The sequence below is a fragment of the Chryseobacterium sp. CBo1 genome, assembly GCF_001693475.1.
GTDB classification, from domain to species: domain Bacteria; phylum Bacteroidota; class Bacteroidia; order Flavobacteriales; family Weeksellaceae; genus Chryseobacterium; species Chryseobacterium formosense.
On the sequence record NZ_MAUH01000003.1, the window covers coordinates 51,203 to 68,567 of the forward strand.

The following is a 17,365-nucleotide window of genomic DNA, read 5'->3' on the forward strand; positions in this document are numbered from 1 at the left end:
AAATTAGTCGGCCGCGTATCCCAAAACAGCAAAAATATTCATTAAGAGATTCATTCTCACCTTTTTTTCTGCTTCTTTTACATAAGACTCTTCATCTTTGTGAGGAACATATAGCTCGTAAAAATTTTTGTTTCTGATGACAAATAAAGTAGAACCAATAATCGTCGTTAAAATATCTTCAGGTTTCGGAGTAAATGTAAAAACACCTGAAGTCACCCCTTTTTTGATCACTTCATCAAGCTTTCTTACAAACAATTGGTAAAAATCAAGCAGTTCATCTTTAAGGTTTTCGGTATGGCGAAGTTCCTGCGTCACGAAACCATGGAAATAATTATATTTAAAAAGCTGGCTCACAATATATTTGATCATTTCTTTCATCTGCATTTCCGGCCTTCCGTCTTTGATGGTGTCTGCAAATTGAGAAAAATTTTCTCTGGTCTTCAGCACACGATACTGGTAAAGGTAAGACATCATTTTTTCTTTCGACCCAAAATAATAGGAAATCATTGCCACATTGATGTTGGCTTTTGTACAAATGTCTCTTACAGAAGTTCCCTCATACCCTTTTTTAGCGATAAGCTCCTCGGCAATATCAAGAATGTGAATCTGTTTGTCAGAAAACTTTTTTCCCATAGTTACGTTTTTAGTAAAGTTAAGAAATTTTTAACATATCTATAAACGAACGTTTAATAATTTTCTATCCCGTTCAAAATATAGTATTTTTGAATATGGATTTTTTTGATTTTCATCATCATAGAGAAAATAAACCACTTGGAATTTATAATTTAAACTACGGAAAAACTCCGCCCAATCATTTGTATTCCATAGGAATTCACCCGCAAGATATTCAATCAGACAACATCAAAAATCAAATCAATTGGTTAAAATCAAACATTACGGAAAATTGTTTTGCCATTGGAGAGTGCGGACTCGACGGACTGATTTCTGTTGAACAAAAAATTCAGGAAGAGGTTTTCAAAAAGCAAATTGAGATTTCGAATGAGCTCAAAAAACCTTTAATTATTCATTGCGTAAGAAAATTCTATGAAGTGATTTCATTCAAAAAATATGCAGAACAGCCGATGATTATTCATGGATTCAATAAAAAACAAAGCATTGCCAATGATCTGTTGAAAAATAATTTTTATTTGAGTTTTGGAAAAGCCGTTTTGTATAATCTATCTTTGCAGAATGTTTTAAAGACAACTCCTTTAGATAAAATATTTCTTGAAACTGATAATGAAGATTTTAATATCGAAGAATTATACTTAAAAATTTCAGAATTAAAAGAAATTTCTTTGGAACAACTGAATAAGCAAATTTTAGAAAACTTAGAGACGATAAAAAATGGATAAATACTGGTTGGAAAGAACAGAACTCCTGATCAAAGAAGAAGGTTTGGAAAAGTTGAATAAAGCAACGGTTCTTGTTGTAGGATTGGGTGGAGTCGGTTCTTTTGCAGCAGAATTTTTGGCAAGAGCCGGTGTCGGGAATATGACGATTGTTGACGGAGATACTGTTGACATTACCAACATCAACAGACAGCTTCCGGCGTTGCATTCTACCGTAGGAAAACATAAAGTAGAAGTCGTTGCTGAAAGACTTTTAGACATCAACCCAAATTTGAATCTTACAAAAATCAATGAGTTTCTGAATCCCGGAAGAATGGAGGAAGTTTTAGATTCGGCAAAGTTTGATTTTGTTTTAGACTGTATTGACAGTGTTACCCCAAAACTAGAACTCATTATTGCGGCTAAACGCAGAAGAATAAAAATTGTAAGCTCAATGGGAGCCGGCGGAAAATCTGACCCATCAAAAGTTCTTGTTCGTGATATCAGCAAAACGCAACATTGTCATTTGGCAAGACAGATCAGAAAGAGACTTAAAAAAGTAAAAATTGACAAAGGTGTTCGTTGTGTATTTTCTGACGAAATTCAGGATGAAGACAGCTTAAAAATGACCGACGGAGCCAATTATAAAAGATCTTTTTACGGAACAATCAGCTTTCTACCCGCGATTTTCGGATTGTACGCAGCAGCGGAAGTTATCAATCATTTAGTGAAAAACGATAATGTCTGATTTTAAATATCCAAAAGAAGAAAAACTCAAGAAAAAAGCAGAGATCGACTTACTTTTCGCTAAAGGTAAATGGAGAACATATGGAAATCTGCGAATTATTATTCTTAAAAACCATCCTGATCTGCAGAATGAAAATGTGAAAATCGGAGTTTCTGTTTCTAAAAGATATTTTAAAAAAGCAGTTTACAGAAATCGAGTGAAAAGGCTTTTAAGAGAATGTTATCGTTTGAATAAAGAGCTTTTCAGAGACAATTTTGGTGAAAAAACAGTTGCCATGTTGTTTTGGGTCTCGAATGAACTTCCTGAGAAATTTCAGGATGTTGAAGCGCAGTTTATCAAGCTTTGCCAATTACAATCTCAAAAAAAATCATAATTTATCAATTGTCAATTGATTTTTGTTATAAATAATTGTTGCGCTCCTCCGGAGCGCAATTTTCTTTGGTCATCATTTTTCTACAAAGGTTCGGCTCCGAAGGAGCCGAATATCCTGTCTCTCGTCATTAACTATATTTAAAGTTTTGATTTGTATGTATTCATATTTTTTGTAGCTTTAGATAACAATTGATGATTATGTTAGATCAAATTCCTTATCTTCCGTATATTCTGAGTGCATTTATCGGAATCGGATTAGCTGCTGCAACAGGTTTCAGAGTTTTCCTGCCGATGTTTGCGGTGAGTTTAGCATCTTATTTCCAATGGATTCCCACCCATGAAAGTTTTGACTGGCTTTCTGGTCTTCCCGCTTTAATTACGACAGGAATTGCCACTTTAGCTGAAATTTTAGCATATTACATTCCTCTTATAGACAATTTTTTAGATACTGTTTCTGTACCGTTGGCAACAATTGCAGGTTCCATTCTTTTTGCGAGTCAGTTTGCAGATTTGGGAGCATTTCCGCAATGGGGATTAGCTTTAATCGCGGGAGGCGGAACGGCTGCAACAATCAGTACAGGTTTTGCGGGAATTCGGGCGGCTTCAACTGCTACAACAGGCGGATTAGGAAATTCCGTTGTCGGGACTACTGAAACGGCTGGCTCCGGAATTATGGCCGTTTTAGCAATGATTGCTCCTGTTATTGCAGTTTTTTTAGCAATTGTGACTTTGGTTGTGATTATTATTTTAGGTAAAAAAGCATATCGTAAGCTCAAAAAAGGAAAAGAGATTTCTAATAATATGACATAAAAATGGCGGAATTTTGAAATTCCGCCATTCTCATTTTAGTTTAATTTTTTCCACGATTGTCTTTAATTTCCTGAATTTTATTTTCAAAATATTCTTTCCGTTCAGGATGCTTATTGACTAATATCTGAAATGCATTGATTGCTTTTGTGTACAGTTTCTGCTCAATATAAAGATTTGCCAGTGTTTCGGTCATTAAGTGCGAAATATCGTCTGTCTTTTCTTTTACAACAAAATTTACTTCATCTTTCAGCTGACTGATTTTAGGATTGTTTTCAATAAAAGATTCAATGACTTTATTCTTTATTTCAATCTTATCTTTTTCAACTTCTTCTGCTCTGTCGATTTTCAGCCAGCTTTGCCAAGTGTTGATAAAACCGGGAACATTACTGTCTAAAGGGTTATTTTTAGTTTGAACAGCTATTTCCGGATTTTCTTCAATAGGTTGCTTTTCTTCTTTTTGAATGGATAAACTTGAAATATCATTTCCGAAGAAAGAAACATTCATCACAGGAACTTCGTCATCGTTGGTAGAATCAGTAGCCTCAGTTTCTACATTTTCTTCAATATTTTTTATCTCATTTAAAGGTTCTTCAATATTGCTTTCTACAATAATCTCTGATTTTTCTTCTTCTATTTTATTGTCTGAAATTACTTCACGTTTTTCTACTTTTTCTGCAGGTTCAGATTGAATTTCCACTTTTTTGCTGAACGAATCTGGGGTATGAGATTCAAAACTCATCGGCTTCCAAGTTGAAACTGCTTCTTTTTCAGTTTCTGTGTTTAAAACCTCGAGTTTTTCTTCGACAATTTTCTCTGCAATTTTTACAACAACTTCTTCAGCTGCTTTTTGCTCTTCACCGATATGGAAAGCCTGAGTTTCAGCAAAACTGATTTCTCCATCAATTTCTTCATGCTGAATTTCCGGTTTTTCTTCTACATTTTTTTTCTGAGACTTCATTTTCTTCTCCACCTCTTCAATTAAGCGACGCATCTCATCTTCATGCTTACTGAGGTTCGATTTTGAAATTTCAGAGACGGCATCATTTCCAGGATCGTTGGCTTCAATTTTGATTTCCGGTAAAAAAGAATCTGTTCCATGGAAACTCAACTCTGATTCATCATTGATTTTTTCCGCAATATTTTCAGAGTCTATTTTATCTTCTTCAATGATTGTTTCAGGATTTAAAACCTCGCTGATTTCTTCCGATTCAACAGAATCATTTTTTTGATCGATAATTTCAGCTTGCGAAATTTCATCTTCAGGATGTAATGATTCTATTTTTAAAAAGCTTAATTCAGATTCATCACCGATTTTCTCAGCAACTTTTTCTGAATCTATTTTATCTTCATTAATAACAGTTTCAATGTTTAAATCTTCTGAAATTTGTTTTGAATCTACCGGCTTAGTGATATTTTCTTCAACAGTGTCTTCATCTACAACCTTAGCTTCAGGTTCGAAAGGTTCTATTTTAATGAAACTGGATTCTGACTCATCATTAATTTTTCTCTCAACTTTTTCAGAATCTATTTTATTTTCGTTAATAATTGTTTCTGACTTTGGAGCAACAAATTCTGTTTCAGGCTTTTGTTCGACTTCAGATTCAGCAACAACTTCTTCTGTCGAAAATGGTTTTTGGGTAACAATTACTCCCGATTCTAAGGTTGCTTCAAGATCGATCGTTGCATTATTCGTTTCATCGAGAAAATTCTCTTCCCCCTCAAATAAAATACGGTTGCGCTCTCCATTTACAAATACATGCTTGATTTCAGGCTTTGGAGTAATCAAAGATTGGGAAACAGCTTCATAATCATGTTTAGGAGCCACTACTTTTTCTTCTGCAACAGGATTTTCGACCTTTTCAGTAGGAAGATCATCTGTTTTTTCAGTTATAGAAGATTCTACAGTTAGCTGATCAGCTTTTATCTGCTGGATTTTCCCGTTGATCAGCTGATACAGAATCTTTTTATCTGTAGTATAAGCAGCCGTTGTAGATAGTTCTTTCTGATAATTTTCTTTATCAAAAAGGTGCACTCCGTACAAATGTAAAGCACGGATGTTTTGAATATAAGGGAAAGAATTAATTTCCTGTTTCAAAAGACTGAGATCTTCTGACTGTATATTTTTCGGATTTTTTAATAATTCTAAAACTCTAGTATTCACCATAATTACCAGTTCGCGACAATGTCGTTAAAAATTTTATTGATGATTCTGTCTGTTGCGATTTTCACCTGTGAAGCTTCAATGTCACTCTGCGAAAGGCTGCTGTTGAAAACGGCTTCATCAGAATAATTTCTGTCGAAATTCAATTCCGGGTGCAGCTTATTTTCGTAACGAACTTTCACCGTGATCGTTAATTTATTCTGAGATTCCTGAATTGTTCCACCTGCAGTTGTTTGTTGCGTGGTGGAAGAAATCGTTGTCGGAGAAATTGAGTAATCGGTAATTTCACCTTCAATCAAAATATCAGGATTTTCTTTTGTTCCTTTAAGGGTTGTACGCTGTAAAAATCTATTCTGAATATCTGTAGAAAACTGCTGCGATAAGGTAGGATTTACATACGCTGCATTATTAGGAAACTCATTGATCTGAACTGTTTTTTCGTCAGTAAGTGACGAACCTGAAAAACTGTAGCAGGAATTGAGTAATCCGACAGATATAATTAATAGTAAAAGATTTTTAAGCTGATTCATTATAAAATTATTTTAATATTTTTCTTGAATACCGATCTCGGTAATTTCATCATATTCTATCTGCTGAATGGCATCTTCGTAAGCAAAATAATTTGCTGCGTAAAGAAACGGAGCCGTTACAAAAATACCAATACCACAAGCAAGAATACCTATTTGTGATAATATGCTGGCTACAAGTGAAAACAGGAAAATATTGAGTAGATTTCCTTTAGTCATTACTTTAGAAATATTCCATGCTGTTTTAATATCTGTGATCCCTTTATAGCTGATTAAAGGTGAAATATAGAATCCTTTTAGCACAAAATAATAAATTGCAAAAAACACCACAAACATATAAGGAAACATCAGAATCCCGAAAATCGGACTTACTTCTCCACTCGAATCTGCTGTAGCTCCCGCAATACCAGCAAAAATAATGAAAGGTATATACAAAACAAATACACCACCGATAATAATCAGCTGTAAAATAAAATAAGGCATAAAATCTTTAAAATCAAAAATTTCTCCTGCACTTGGATTTTGATTCTTATTCAGTTTACGAAGATATTTGTAGTAATTCCCCATCGCTAAAAGTCCGCAAAACGGAATGATAGACATCAGAAAAGTCACTAAAAAGCCCACGAAAATGCTTCCGAAGTCTTTTTTCATAAGCTCAAAGCCTTTGTTGATGTATTCTCCAAACTTAAAATTGATCGGTTTAGGTGTTAAATTTACATTCATGATTTAGGTAGTTCTTTTTTTTATTCTTCTAAGTTATATTGTTTTATTTTCCTGTATAAAGTTCTTTGTGAAATTCCCAATTCGTCTGCCGCCCTGTTTCTTCTTCCGTTGTGTTTTTCTAAAGCTTTTACAATTAAATCTTTTTCATTATTCTGAAGCGATAAAGATTCCGGTCTGTTTTCCTCAACCTCAATATCTTCAATATCCTCATAAGAATCCTCCGAATTTGAAATAATTGTAGGATTCTGAACATTCTGATTGATGTTATTATTGTTTTCAAAATACAGCAAAGAATTCGAATTTGCAGCTTGCTGATTTTCAGGAGTGTAAATTCTATTGATTAAATTCTTTTCCTGATTGCTCAGATCCGCAGTTCCTCTGTTCTTAATCAGTTCCGAAGTTAAGGATTTTAAATCATTTATATCGTTTCGCATATCGAAGAGAATTTTGTACATAATTTCTCTTTCGCTGCCAAAATCGCTTTGTTTTTGTGTATTTGGCTGATTCACGACCATCGGCAAATGAGCATCCATCGGAATATATTCTGCCAATTTTCCGACAGTGATATTTCGTTCACGTTCCACCACCGTCATTTGCTCTACCAAATTTCTCAGCTGACGAATGTTTCCCGGGAAAGTATAATTTTCGATATAATGAACAGCACTTGGGTCTAATACCAACTCAGGCATTCTGTATTTTTCGGCAAAATCAATGGCAAATTTTCTGAAAAGCAAATGAATATCTCCTTTTCTTTCTCTTAAAGCCGGCATATCAATTTGTACTGTATTTAAACGATAAAACAAATCTTCACGGAATCTTCCGTCCTGAATTGCTTTCATCATATTCACATTGGTTGCGGCAACAATTCTCACATTGGTTTTCTGAACCTGCGAAGAACCTACTTTCATAAATTCTCCGCTTTCAAGAACTCTCAGAAGACGAACCTGCGTCTGTAAAGGAAGTTCACCAACCTCATCAAGGAAAATTGTTCCTCCATCGGCCACTTCGAAATATCCTTTTCTGGTTGCTGTTGCACCCGTAAAAGCTCCTTTTTCGTGCCCGAAAAGTTCAGAATCAATGGTTCCTTCCGGAATTGCTCCACAGTTTACAACGATATAAGGCTGATGTTTTCTTTTGGATTCTGAATGAATAATTTTCGGAATAAATTCTTTACCAACACCACTTTCTCCCATAACAAGGACTGAAATGTCTGTGGGCGCTACTTGTATTGATTTTTCTAAAGCTCGGTTTAGAGCCGGAAAATTTCCGATAATTCCGAAACGGTTTTTTATATTTTGAAGTTCGCTACTCATAAGTAAAATTTAGATTATTGAATTTGAATTTTGATTTACTAAATTGTAAATCTGATAATTAGCTTAATAATTTGATTAAAAATCTTAGCCGATTAATTCTAAATCATCTTTATTTCTGACTTTTGAAACTTTGGTTTTAAAATATAAAATTTCAGCAAAAAGATTTTCTTTACTGTTTTTCTCGAAATTTTTCAGGAGTTGATCATGCTTTTCTATATTAGAAAAAACTGTCTCTGATTTATTTTTATAAGAATATTCGCAATTTTTTCCGGAACAGATTTTTCCAATTAGATCAGCTGCGGTTTCTTTATCATGAATCGCAAGATTGCGACCCTGCTTTTCAGCACAAAACTTTCCCGAAACTTCAAAATCATGATTTAAAATCTGATTATAAAGCTCATACAACTGCTTACAATCTTCACTTTCGGCAGTTCCGTTTGTTACCTGTGCCGAAATATTGCTGCAGATTATTACCAACAATACACTTAGGCAATACTTATGAAGTTTTTCCATTGTCTGAGTTTAAAATGTTAATAAAATCTTCTTTACTTGGCAATACGGTAAAATATTTACTCGCAAAAATCTGTTCGTTATCTTCTGGCAAAGTATATTGAACTAATGCTTCACTTTTATCCTGACACAAAATAATTCCTATCGTTTTATTTTCATCTTCAAGGCGTTTTTCTCTGTCGTAATAATTTACATACATCTGCATTTGCCCAATGTCCTGATGCTTCAACTCACCGATTTTTAAATCAATTAAAACAAAACATCTTAAAACCCTATTGTAAAAAACCAGATCGATCTTAAAGTGTTTTTCATCAAAAGTTATTCTGTTTTGCCTTGCAACAAAAGTGAATCCCGTTCCTAATTCTAAAAGGAAATGCTCTAATTTATCAATTAATTCTGATTCCAATTCGCTCTCAGAATAATGTGGTCTTTCGGATAAGCCAAGAAATTCTAAAACATACGGATCTTTGATAAGATCTTTCGGTTTTTCTATAATTTGGCCTTTTTCAGAAAGTTGAAGGATTTCTTCTTTATTTTTACTTAAAGATAATCTTGTATATAAAGCCGAATCGTATTGTCTTTGTAGCTCCCTTAAGCTCCAATTATTTTTAAAACTTTCAATTTCGTAGAATTTTCTTTCCTGAATATCGTTTATTCTCATTAGTTTAAGATAATGAGACCATGAAAGATTGAAATTAACAGACGGTGTCTGTTGAATTTGAAAAACGTCAGATACTGCCTGACTTATTGAATTTTGTAATTCCGCAGACAGTGTCTGCGGAATTGAGTAAGACAAATAGAATTGTCTCATCTGTTCTAAATTTCGTTGAGAGAAACCCTTACCAAATTTTTCTGTAAGATGTGTAGACAGATCTTTAAGGACAGCCTTTCCATACTCTGCTCGACTTTCACCATGTTGCTCATCCTCTACAATCATCCTTCCTATCTCATAATAAGTGAGAACCATCGTCTGATTTACAGCCACCGCAACTCTCTTTCTGGCATTATCCAGTAATGCAGAAATATTATCTAAAAGTTGTTTTGTCGTTAAATCAGCAGACATATTTTATTTTGAAACAGTTTCTCCTAAAAGTGTGCCTTGTGTATTATCAAAAACAAAAACATCCACACTGTCACCTATTTTCTGACCTTCCAGCATATCAAATACGCAAACCGCGTTTTGGGAATTTCTTCCTTTCCATTGGTTTTTATTCTTTTTCGAAATCCCTTCAATTAAGATTTTATGTGTTTTTCCAACATAAGATTTCATCCTATTTCTTGACAATTCCCCTTGTAAAGCAATTACCTCTGCTAAACGTCTTTGTTTAACATCAGCAGGAATATTATCTTCCATTTTTTTGTGAGCCGGAGTTCCAGGTCTTTCTGAGTAAGCGAACATATAACCGTAATCGTATTCTACTTCTCTCATTAAGCTCAATGTATCTTGGTGATCTTGTTCAGTTTCGTTACAGAAACCAATAATCATATCTTGAGAAAAAGAAATGTCCGGAACAATTTCTTTTGCTTTTTTAATTAAATCTAAATATTCTTCACGCGTATGTTGTCTGTTCATTGCTTCCAGCATATTATTGCTTCCGCTCTGAACCGGTAAATGAACATATTTACAGATATTATCGTGCTTCGCCATCATTCTAAATACATCCAGACTCATATCCTGCGGATTTGAAGTTGAGAATCTGATTCTCATTTCAGGAACTGCTTTAGCCACCAGATCAAGCAACTGAGCAAAATTCACTGCTGTTGCTTTCTGCATTTCTGATGCTTTTGCGAAGTCTTTTTTAGGACCCCCTCCATACCAAAGGTAAGAATCAACGTTTTGACCTAATAAAGTGATTTCTTTATAACCGCTTTCCCAAAGATTTTTACATTCATCTAAAATAGAATGCGGATCACGGCTTCTTTCTCTACCTCTTGTAAACGGAACCACGCAAAATGTACACATATTATCGCAACCTCTCGTGATCGTAACGAAAGCAGTAACACCATTTCCACCCAAACGAACAGGATTAATGTCTGCGTAAGTTTCTTCTTTTGAAAGAATGACGTTGATAGCATCTCTACCGTCTTCGGTTTCTTTTAAAAGATTCGGCAAATCTCTGTATGCATCGGGACCAACGACCAAATCAACCAACTGTTCTTCTTCTAAGAATTTGGTTTTCAGTCTTTCCGCCATACAACCTAAAACACCAACCGTCATATTCGGACGTTCTTTTTTCAGGTTTTTGAACTGAGAAAGACGCATTCTCACCGTTTGTTCAGCCTTTTCACGGATTGAGCAAGTATTTAAAAGGATAAGGTCTGCTTCTTCTACTTTTAGAGTAGTGTTGTATCCCTGTTCATTAAGAATAGATGCAACGATTTCAGAATCAGAAAAATTCATCTGACAACCATAACTCTCCAAGAATAACTTCTTGGAATTTCCATCTCGTTCAGCGATTGCAAAAGCCTCTCCCTGCTTTGTTTCGTCTATATATTTTTCCTGCACGGTTTTTAAAATTTGAGATTCGAGATTCGAAGTTTGAAATTAAAACTACTGTGTAATTTCAAATTCAAACATTAAATTTCAAATCAATTGAATTTGCAAAGATACAAAATCTTGTGACAGAATGTCATAGAAATGGGTAGACTATTAAAAAAGCCTATTGAATAAGAATTAGTAGGCATTAAATCGTATAGGCATTCTGAATACCTGCTTTACAGGAACTCCTTTGTAGTAACTTGGTTTCCAGTAAGATTTTTTTGTATTAGAAGCGCAATCGACAACCATCTTGTTGAATTTCTCCAAATCAGACTGATTTTCAATATAAAAAAAGCCTGCCTCGCCTTTTGTATCAACATCAAAATTAATAACAAAAGAATAGTCTAAATTTGCTCTATATCCATTCGAATCAAAACATTTAACAAAGTTCTCGCGGAATTTCATGATGTCACTTTCTTTATCCTTATACATATAAACAGGATTTGAAAATTCTTCCTCACTAAATCCTTTTTTAAGTAAAAGGTCGTCTGTAAAAAGAGTGCAGAACATTGCAGCTGTTTTATTCCCATCCAGTTCGGCTGGCTTCCAGTTTTTCACAGATTTCATCAATCCCAAAACTTTATCTTTTATACATTTATTATTTGCAACAGCAAGCGTATCCGGATCTGCAACATATTTTACTTGATTGTCAGGATAAATAATAAACCTCATAAACAAAGCTTCTGTTTTTTCACATGGCTTTATTCCGCTTTTTACAGCAGCGTCCTGAATATCTTTGTTAAAACCTTCCCTTCCTCCTTCATAAAAATCCTGACCTTTTGGATAATTATACAAAACCTGAGCATCAATACTGATAAAAAATATTGAGCTAATAAGAATAAAAATTTTAAGTTTCATGGTAAATAAATTAAAAATAGCCATTGCAAAATTACAACAGCTAAAATAAAAAATTTATTCGTTAGTGTATTTTAAGAGTATTTAAATTATTTTATTCGTGATCAACATGATCAGATGTAAAATTTATTTTAATTACTTTTTTAGAAATTATTGGTACTCCATCTTTCATTGCAGGTTTCCATTTCTTTTTAACTTTTTTAATGGCAAACTCCATGTCTTCAATAAATAATTCGCTGTTTTTCACTTTAGGTAAAACATTCAGGTTTTCAACTTTTCCTTCAGTACTAATGTCAAAGAGAAAAGTAAACTGACCATTTACCGCATATTTACTCATATCAATATACCCATGAATCATTCTTAAAAATTCATTAGTGAAGGCCTTATCACCTCCTGGAAATTCAGCATTGCTGGTTATTATAGAATTTTCTGTATTTGGTTTTAAGTCTTGCGAAAAACTTTTAAACCCAATCAGTAGGAGCAGTACAAAAAAATATTTATTCATATTTACATATCTGCCGACAAAGATGAGAAATTCATTTTTAATTTCATTTCAGATTTTACCGCTTGTCCGTTACACATTGCGGGTTTCCAGTTTTTCTTGATTCTTCTCACGACATACTGCATATCATCAAAAAAGACTTCACTGTTCAGAACTTTGGGGTCTCCTGCAACATCTGTCACTTTCCCCATTGCATCGATAGTTAATGTAAATGTGAAATCACCTGTTAACGTATAAAAATCAGAATTGAGATAGGTGTACATATATTTTCTTAAAATATCCTTATAAGCTGCAGCTCCACCATCAAAACTTGCCGCCTGAAAATCATTACAGCCTTTCAATGCAACCTGCATGAATGGTTCTTTAATATCAATTTTCAAAAGGTTTTTATTATTCTCAACAATAAATGAATCGTCTCTGTCTTCAAGATCCTGCGCAAAGGCGAAGTTTGCAACAAAAAGACCTAAAAATAAAGCTAATGTTTTCATAAAATTACTTTTTTAAATTACATTAAAAATCAAGCCAAATAAAGAAAACTTCACAACGAATGTGAAGTTTTTTATGAGTAATGAATTTAAATTTACAATACTTCGATCTGGTTTTTCAGAAGATCTTCAAACTCGTCTCTTTTTCTAATCAAATGTGCTTTTCCGTCTAAGAAAAGAACTTCTGCCGGTTTTAATCTTGAATTAAAATTGGAACTCATTTCAAAACCATAAGCTCCTGCATTATGGAACACCAAAATATCGCCTTCTCTTACTTCATTCAATTTTCTGTCCCAGGCGAAAGTATCAGTTTCACAAATATTTCCGACAACGGTATAGATTCTTTCTGCACCTTTCGGGTTTGATAAATTTTCAATCTGGTGGTAAGAGTCGTAAAACATCGGACGAATCAAATGATTAAAGCCTGAATTTACACCAACAAAAACCGTTGCCGTAGTTTGTTTGATGACATTTGCTTTTACCAATAAATAACCGCTTTTTCCTACTAAAAATTTTCCGGGCTCAAACCAAAGCTCAAACTTTTTTCCTGTAGATTTTGAAAATTCGGCAATTACTTTTTCTACTTTTTTCCCTAAAGTTTTCACATCGGTCTCCTCTTCACTGTCCTGATAAGGGATTTTAAATCCGCTTCCCATATCAAGGTATTTTAGATTCGGAAAATGTTCAGATAATTCAAGCATGATATCCAAAGCCTGAAGAAAAACATCAGGATCTTTAATCTCGCTTCCGGTATGCATGTGAAGTCCTTCTACATTAAGATTGGTTGATTTCATCACTCTTTCGATATGACGAACCTGATGAATGGAAATACCGAACTTTGAATCGATATGACCTGTAGAAATTTTATAGTTTCCACCAGCAAAAATATGAGGATTGATTCTTACTAAAATGGGATAAGAATTTCCGTATTTGTTTCCAAATTGCTCAAGAATAGAAATATTATCGATGTTGATATGTACTCCAAAAGTCATTGCTTCCTCGATTTCAGCAAGATCTACACAATTCGGAGTAAAGAGGATTTTTTCTTTAGGGAAACCTGCTTTTAAACCTAATTTAACTTCATTTATCGATACGCAATCCAAAGAAGCACCCAGGTTCTTGACATATTTCAGAATATTAATGTTGGTCAATGCCTTTGCGGCATAAAAGAACTTTGTGTGTTTTAAAAAAGAAGATGTAAGTTTTTCGTATTGAATTTTGATGGATTCTGCATCGTAAACATACACCGGCGTGCCAAATTCATTGGCGATCTTTAATAATTCTTTTGAATTCATAATCTAAATTTTACATAAAAAAAGGCAGATTCTTCGAAAAGAGCCTGCCGCAATAATTATTTTTTTATGCAAGGCAACTCCTTAAATATTCCAAACCTTAGAGAACTTTATAGTTCCCTTTTTACCAGTTTTATTTTGTTTAAAATTTTGCATTGCTTTTGTTATTCTTTTGCAAAAATACTATTTTTTACTCAGATTAATTATTTTGAGTATAAAGTTCATCTATTTTTTCCAAAACTGAGATTACTTCGGTAATGGCAACGTCTCAAAATCTCCACGAAGCAGTGCCAACTGCAATTCATTGATCAGATCAGAGGTTGACAAAGGCAAATCGATTTTAAGCTTTGAAATTTTACTCATGGTCTGAATCTGCGTAAACAACTCATAAAAACCGTAAGAAACCACTTTTCCTTTTTCAATAATCAGGAATAATTTTTCTCCTAATTTTCTTCCGCTTCCAAGCCAAAGTTCATTTCTCTTTTTGAAATCGATTTTCCTTCTGAAATTTTCGACATTCTGATATTCTTCGAACGTATTGATAAACTGAACTGCTTTTGAACCCTGCGTAAATGCCCTGAATTTCAGAAGTGGTTTTTCTGTCTTATTCAGTTTATTTTTTTCGACTATATATTTTTCGTTTTTATAATACAATCCGAAAGGAAAGATTTCTCTCTTTTTTATCCCTTTTGAGTTTAAAATCAGCTTCGCAATAATATCAGTTCCTGTTAATTCAAAATTGATTTGTTCCGTTTCATTCTGAACGTTTTCCCATTTTTTTGATTTGGAATTAAAAAGCTTTTTAGAATATCTGTTGATATCCTGAACGTAATCAGAAAAAATAATCTTCCCTTCATCATTCTGAAAATAAATAAAGCCTTTTTCGTTTGGCAAATCCTGAGTTAACTGCTTGATTTTGTTGATGTAATTCTTAGCATTGGTTTCATCATGCTGCTTCTGAATAATTTCATTTTCGGTATCTTTCGAAATCAAAAGTTTAAAAAGCTCTAAAGTAGCTCTCGCATCTCCATCAGCTCGATGAGCATTTACGAGAGGAATCCCTAAAGATTTCACCAATTTCTGAAGAGAATAGCTTACCTCATCGGGAATCAGTTTTTTTGCTAAAGGAATTGTATCTAAAGTATTGATTTTAAAATCATAACCAAGCCGACTGAATGATTGACGAAGCATTCTGTAATCAAAATCGATATTGTGACCGACTAAAGTAGTGTTTTCTGTAATTTCAACAACTCTTTTGGCCAATTCATGAAATTTCGGAGCCGTTTTTACCATTTTTGGGGTAATTCCCGTCAGTTTCTGCACAAAAGGAGTAATATCTCCTTCGGGATTTACAAGTGAAATAAACTGGTCAGTGATTTTCTGACCATCATAACGATAAATGGCAATGTCTATAATGCATTCTTTCCTGAAACCTGCACCATTACTTTCTATATCAATAATTGAATACATTTTGTAGTCTTACTTTAAGCTTGTACAATCAAAAACCAAACCTTTTAAAATCCGGTATCTTGCTAAAAGGCTAATCTGCTAAAATAATAAAATTACATTTAAAAATCAAAGAGATCACTAAACTCCAAATTATCTTCTTCGTTTTCCTAAACCTAGCATTCCTAAAATCGCTTTGGCTCCTTCACGCATCAGAGTATTTGCAAATGTTCTTCCGGCGCTGCTTTTCATTACCTGCTCAAACATTCCCGGTTCTTCTTTTACAGGTTTTGTTTTTTCTGTCGGAGCCGAATTCTGAACCGCCTGTTCCATTCTGTTCACCAGAATTTCGTAAGCCGACTCGCTGTCAATTGCTTTCTCATATTTTGAAACCAATGCCGATTTTGAAGTTAAATCAGAAACTTCTGCATCATTCAAAACATCCATTCTTGATTCCGGAGAAATCAAATACGTATGAACCAAAGGAGTCGGAATTCCTTTTTCGTCCAAAGCTGTAACAAAAGCTTCACCGATACCCAAATTCTGAATCAGTTCCGAAGCATTATAAAATTCCGTTGTCGGATAATTTTCAACCGCTTTAGAAATTTCTTTTTTATCTTTTGCCGTAAATCCTCTCAATGCATGCTGGATTTTTAAGCCTAATTGCGAAAGCACACTTTCCGGAACATCTCCGGGAATCTGAGTAATAAAATAAATTCCTACTCCTTTAGAACGAATCAGTTTTACCATCGTTTCAATTTGTGAAACCAAAGCTTTTGAAGATTCATCAAAAATCAAATGCGCTTCATCGATGAACAAAACCAATTTCGGTTTTCCGCTGTCGCCTTCTTCAGGGAAAGTCATGTAAATTTCAGCGAAAAGCGAAAGCATAAATGTTGAAAACAATTGTGGCTTATTCTGAATATCCGCAACTCGTAAAATATTGACAACCCCTTTTCCATCTCTCGTTTCCAGCAAATCATGGACATCAAAGCTCAATTCACCAAAGAAATCTGAAGCTCCCTGTTGTTCCAAGGCAACAATCGATCTTAAAATTGCCCCTAAAGATGCGGGTGCAATCGACCCGTAATTGGCTGCCAATTCCGCTTTTCCCTGTGGATTATCGGTTACATATTGTAGAACTTTCTTTAAATCATTCAGATCAATTAACGGCAAACCTTTATCATCGCAATATTTAAAAACAATCGACATGATGCTTTGCTGCGTATCATTCAGCTCTAAAATTTTGCTTAATAAAACAGGTCCGAATTCGGTAACGGTTGCTCTCAGCTTGATTCCTTTTCCACCCGAAATGCTCATTAATTCTACAGGAAAAGCTTGTGGATTGTATGGAAGCTGGGTTTTAGCATAACGTTCTTCAATGATTGAATTCATTTGCCCGGCTGCCGCAATTCCCGAAAAATCTCCTTTGATATCTAAAACCAAAGACGGGATTCCTGCGTGAGAAAGCTGTTCGGCAAAAACCTGAAGCGTTTTGGTTTTTCCGGTTCCGGTTGCTCCGGCAATTAATCCGTGTCGGTTGATTGTTTTTAAAGGAATGGTAACATTGACTTCAGTGACCACATCACCATCCAGCATTCCTTTTCCTAATATAATATGTTCTCCTTTCGGAGTATATCTTGAACTCAGTTCATCAATAAATTTTGTTTTATCTGCCATTTGATTTTTTTAACTCTTAAATATAAAATTTTTAGAGAATATGTTGATGATGATTTGTGGTATTTATTTTA

General features: G+C 34.1%; 18 protein-coding genes. 4 read left to right on the top strand and 14 right to left on the bottom strand.

What is annotated here, in order from left to right; translation table 11 throughout:
* Positions 1–3: 3 nt before the first annotated feature.
* The gene (locus BA768_RS03490) at positions 4–633 is read right to left on the bottom strand and encodes a TetR/AcrR family transcriptional regulator (RefSeq protein WP_034677633.1); all 630 of its coding nucleotides are present in this window, start codon (positions 631–633) and stop codon (positions 4–6) included.
* A 95-nt stretch (positions 634–728) separates the two neighbouring features.
* Between BA768_RS03490 and BA768_RS03495 the strand changes: the two genes are divergently transcribed.
* The 4 genes from BA768_RS03495 (at position 729) to BA768_RS03510 (ending at position 3,261) form a co-directional block, all read left to right on the top strand.
* Positions 729–1,355, top strand: coding sequence for a TatD family hydrolase (locus BA768_RS03495; RefSeq protein WP_065719719.1), 627 nt, complete (start codon positions 729–731; stop codon positions 1,353–1,355).
* The gene (locus BA768_RS03500; RefSeq protein ID WP_034677630.1) at positions 1,348–2,079 is read left to right on the top strand and encodes a ThiF family adenylyltransferase; all 732 of its coding nucleotides are present in this window, start codon (positions 1,348–1,350) and stop codon (positions 2,077–2,079) included. The genes BA768_RS03495 and BA768_RS03500 overlap by 8 nt, the downstream gene beginning before the upstream one ends.
* Entirely contained in the window at positions 2,072–2,452 is a 381-nt protein-coding gene (gene rnpA / locus BA768_RS03505) for a ribonuclease P protein component (RefSeq protein ID WP_065719720.1), read from the top strand. Before BA768_RS03500 ends, rnpA begins: the two co-directional genes overlap by 8 nt.
* A 197-nt stretch (positions 2,453–2,649) precedes the next feature.
* Positions 2,650–3,261 (top strand): DUF4126 domain-containing protein, encoded by a 612-nt coding sequence (locus BA768_RS03510; RefSeq protein WP_065719721.1) that lies wholly within the window; start codon positions 2,650–2,652, stop codon positions 3,259–3,261.
* Between the two features lie 40 nt (positions 3,262–3,301).
* On the opposite strand, the gene BA768_RS03515 is transcribed toward BA768_RS03510, so the two are convergent.
* From BA768_RS03515 to BA768_RS03575, 13 genes are all read right to left on the bottom strand, one after another.
* Positions 3,302–5,425 carry a hypothetical protein gene (locus BA768_RS03515; protein WP_065719722.1) on the bottom strand — a complete coding sequence of 708 codons (2,124 nt, stop codon included), beginning with the start codon at positions 5,423–5,425 and terminating at the stop codon, positions 3,302–3,304.
* Positions 5,426–5,427: 2 nt separating this feature from the next.
* Positions 5,428–5,952 carry an LptE family protein gene (lptE, locus tag BA768_RS03520; RefSeq protein ID WP_034677626.1) on the bottom strand — a complete coding sequence of 175 codons (525 nt, stop codon included), beginning with the start codon at positions 5,950–5,952 and terminating at the stop codon, positions 5,428–5,430.
* Positions 5,953–5,964: 12 nt separating this feature from the next.
* Complete coding sequence (locus tag BA768_RS03525) at positions 5,965–6,672, bottom strand: hypothetical protein (protein WP_034677625.1); 708 nt, start codon at positions 6,670–6,672, stop codon at positions 5,965–5,967.
* Between the two features lie 20 nt (positions 6,673–6,692).
* Complete coding sequence (locus tag BA768_RS03530) at positions 6,693–7,985, bottom strand: sigma-54 interaction domain-containing protein (protein WP_065719723.1); 1,293 nt, start codon at positions 7,983–7,985, stop codon at positions 6,693–6,695.
* Positions 7,986–8,069: 84 nt separating this feature from the next.
* Entirely contained in the window at positions 8,070–8,498 is a 429-nt protein-coding gene (locus BA768_RS03535; protein ID WP_065719724.1) for a hypothetical protein, read from the bottom strand.
* A complete protein-coding gene (locus tag BA768_RS03540; RefSeq protein WP_065719725.1) occupies positions 8,482–9,558 on the bottom strand; it encodes a YhcG family protein in 1,077 nt (358 codons plus the stop codon). Before BA768_RS03540 ends, BA768_RS03535 begins: the two co-directional genes overlap by 17 nt.
* Positions 9,559–9,561: 3 nt before the next feature.
* On the bottom strand, positions 9,562–11,001 hold the full coding sequence (gene miaB, locus BA768_RS03545) for a tRNA (N6-isopentenyl adenosine(37)-C2)-methylthiotransferase MiaB (RefSeq protein WP_065719726.1): 1,440 nt from the start codon (positions 10,999–11,001) through the stop codon (positions 9,562–9,564).
* A 168-nt stretch (positions 11,002–11,169) separates the two neighbouring features.
* Positions 11,170–11,892, bottom strand: coding sequence for a hypothetical protein (locus BA768_RS03550; protein WP_123947058.1), 723 nt, complete (start codon positions 11,890–11,892; stop codon positions 11,170–11,172).
* A gap of 91 nt (positions 11,893–11,983) precedes the next feature.
* Positions 11,984–12,394, bottom strand: a complete 411-nt coding sequence (locus tag BA768_RS03555; RefSeq protein WP_065719728.1) for an energy transducer TonB — start codon at positions 12,392–12,394, stop codon at positions 11,984–11,986.
* A gap of 2 nt (positions 12,395–12,396) precedes the next feature.
* On the bottom strand, positions 12,397–12,879 hold the full coding sequence (locus tag BA768_RS03560; RefSeq protein WP_065719729.1) for a hypothetical protein: 483 nt from the start codon (positions 12,877–12,879) through the stop codon (positions 12,397–12,399).
* 92 nt (positions 12,880–12,971) lie between these two features.
* Positions 12,972–14,171 carry a diaminopimelate decarboxylase gene (lysA, locus tag BA768_RS03565; RefSeq protein ID WP_177225358.1) on the bottom strand — a complete coding sequence of 400 codons (1,200 nt, stop codon included), beginning with the start codon at positions 14,169–14,171 and terminating at the stop codon, positions 12,972–12,974.
* Positions 14,172–14,414: 243 nt separating this feature from the next.
* Positions 14,415–15,638 (bottom strand): PolC-type DNA polymerase III, encoded by a 1,224-nt coding sequence (locus BA768_RS03570; protein ID WP_065719730.1) that lies wholly within the window; start codon positions 15,636–15,638, stop codon positions 14,415–14,417.
* A 129-nt stretch (positions 15,639–15,767) separates the two neighbouring features.
* Positions 15,768–17,294, bottom strand: a complete 1,527-nt coding sequence (locus tag BA768_RS03575; RefSeq protein WP_065719731.1) for a helicase HerA-like domain-containing protein — start codon at positions 17,292–17,294, stop codon at positions 15,768–15,770.
* Between the last annotated feature and the right edge of the window lie 71 nt (positions 17,295–17,365).

Bases quoted from the DNA above. Each gene is read 5' to 3' on its own strand.
- BA768_RS03490 (WP_034677633.1), bottom strand. From the start codon at position 633: ATGGGAAAAAAGTTTTCTGACAAACAGATTCACATTCTTGATATTGCC.
- BA768_RS03495 (WP_065719719.1), top strand. From the start codon at position 729: ATGGATTTTTTTGATTTTCATCATCATAGAGAAAATAAACCACTTGGA.
- BA768_RS03500 (WP_034677630.1), top strand. From the start codon at position 1,348: ATGGATAAATACTGGTTGGAAAGAACAGAACTCCTGATCAAAGAAGAA.
- rnpA (WP_065719720.1), top strand. From the start codon at position 2,072: ATGTCTGATTTTAAATATCCAAAAGAAGAAAAACTCAAGAAAAAAGCA.
- BA768_RS03510 (WP_065719721.1), top strand. From the start codon at position 2,650: ATGTTAGATCAAATTCCTTATCTTCCGTATATTCTGAGTGCATTTATC.
- BA768_RS03515 (WP_065719722.1), bottom strand. From the start codon at position 5,425: ATGGTGAATACTAGAGTTTTAGAATTATTAAAAAATCCGAAAAATATA.
- lptE (WP_034677626.1), bottom strand. From the start codon at position 5,952: ATGAATCAGCTTAAAAATCTTTTACTATTAATTATATCTGTCGGATTA.
- BA768_RS03525 (WP_034677625.1), bottom strand. From the start codon at position 6,672: ATGAATGTAAATTTAACACCTAAACCGATCAATTTTAAGTTTGGAGAA.
- BA768_RS03530 (WP_065719723.1), bottom strand. From the start codon at position 7,985: ATGAGTAGCGAACTTCAAAATATAAAAAACCGTTTCGGAATTATCGGA.
- BA768_RS03535 (WP_065719724.1), bottom strand. From the start codon at position 8,498: ATGGAAAAACTTCATAAGTATTGCCTAAGTGTATTGTTGGTAATAATC.
- BA768_RS03540 (WP_065719725.1), bottom strand. From the start codon at position 9,558: ATGTCTGCTGATTTAACGACAAAACAACTTTTAGATAATATTTCTGCA.
- BA768_RS03550 (WP_123947058.1), bottom strand. From the start codon at position 11,892: ATGAAACTTAAAATTTTTATTCTTATTAGCTCAATATTTTTTATCAGT.
- BA768_RS03555 (WP_065719728.1), bottom strand. From the start codon at position 12,394: ATGAATAAATATTTTTTTGTACTGCTCCTACTGATTGGGTTTAAAAGT.
- BA768_RS03560 (WP_065719729.1), bottom strand. From the start codon at position 12,879: ATGAAAACATTAGCTTTATTTTTAGGTCTTTTTGTTGCAAACTTCGCC.
- lysA (WP_177225358.1), bottom strand. From the start codon at position 14,171: ATGAATTCAAAAGAATTATTAAAGATCGCCAATGAATTTGGCACGCCG.
- BA768_RS03570 (WP_065719730.1), bottom strand. From the start codon at position 15,638: ATGTATTCAATTATTGATATAGAAAGTAATGGTGCAGGTTTCAGGAAA.
- BA768_RS03575 (WP_065719731.1), bottom strand. From the start codon at position 17,294: ATGGCAGATAAAACAAAATTTATTGATGAACTGAGTTCAAGATATACT.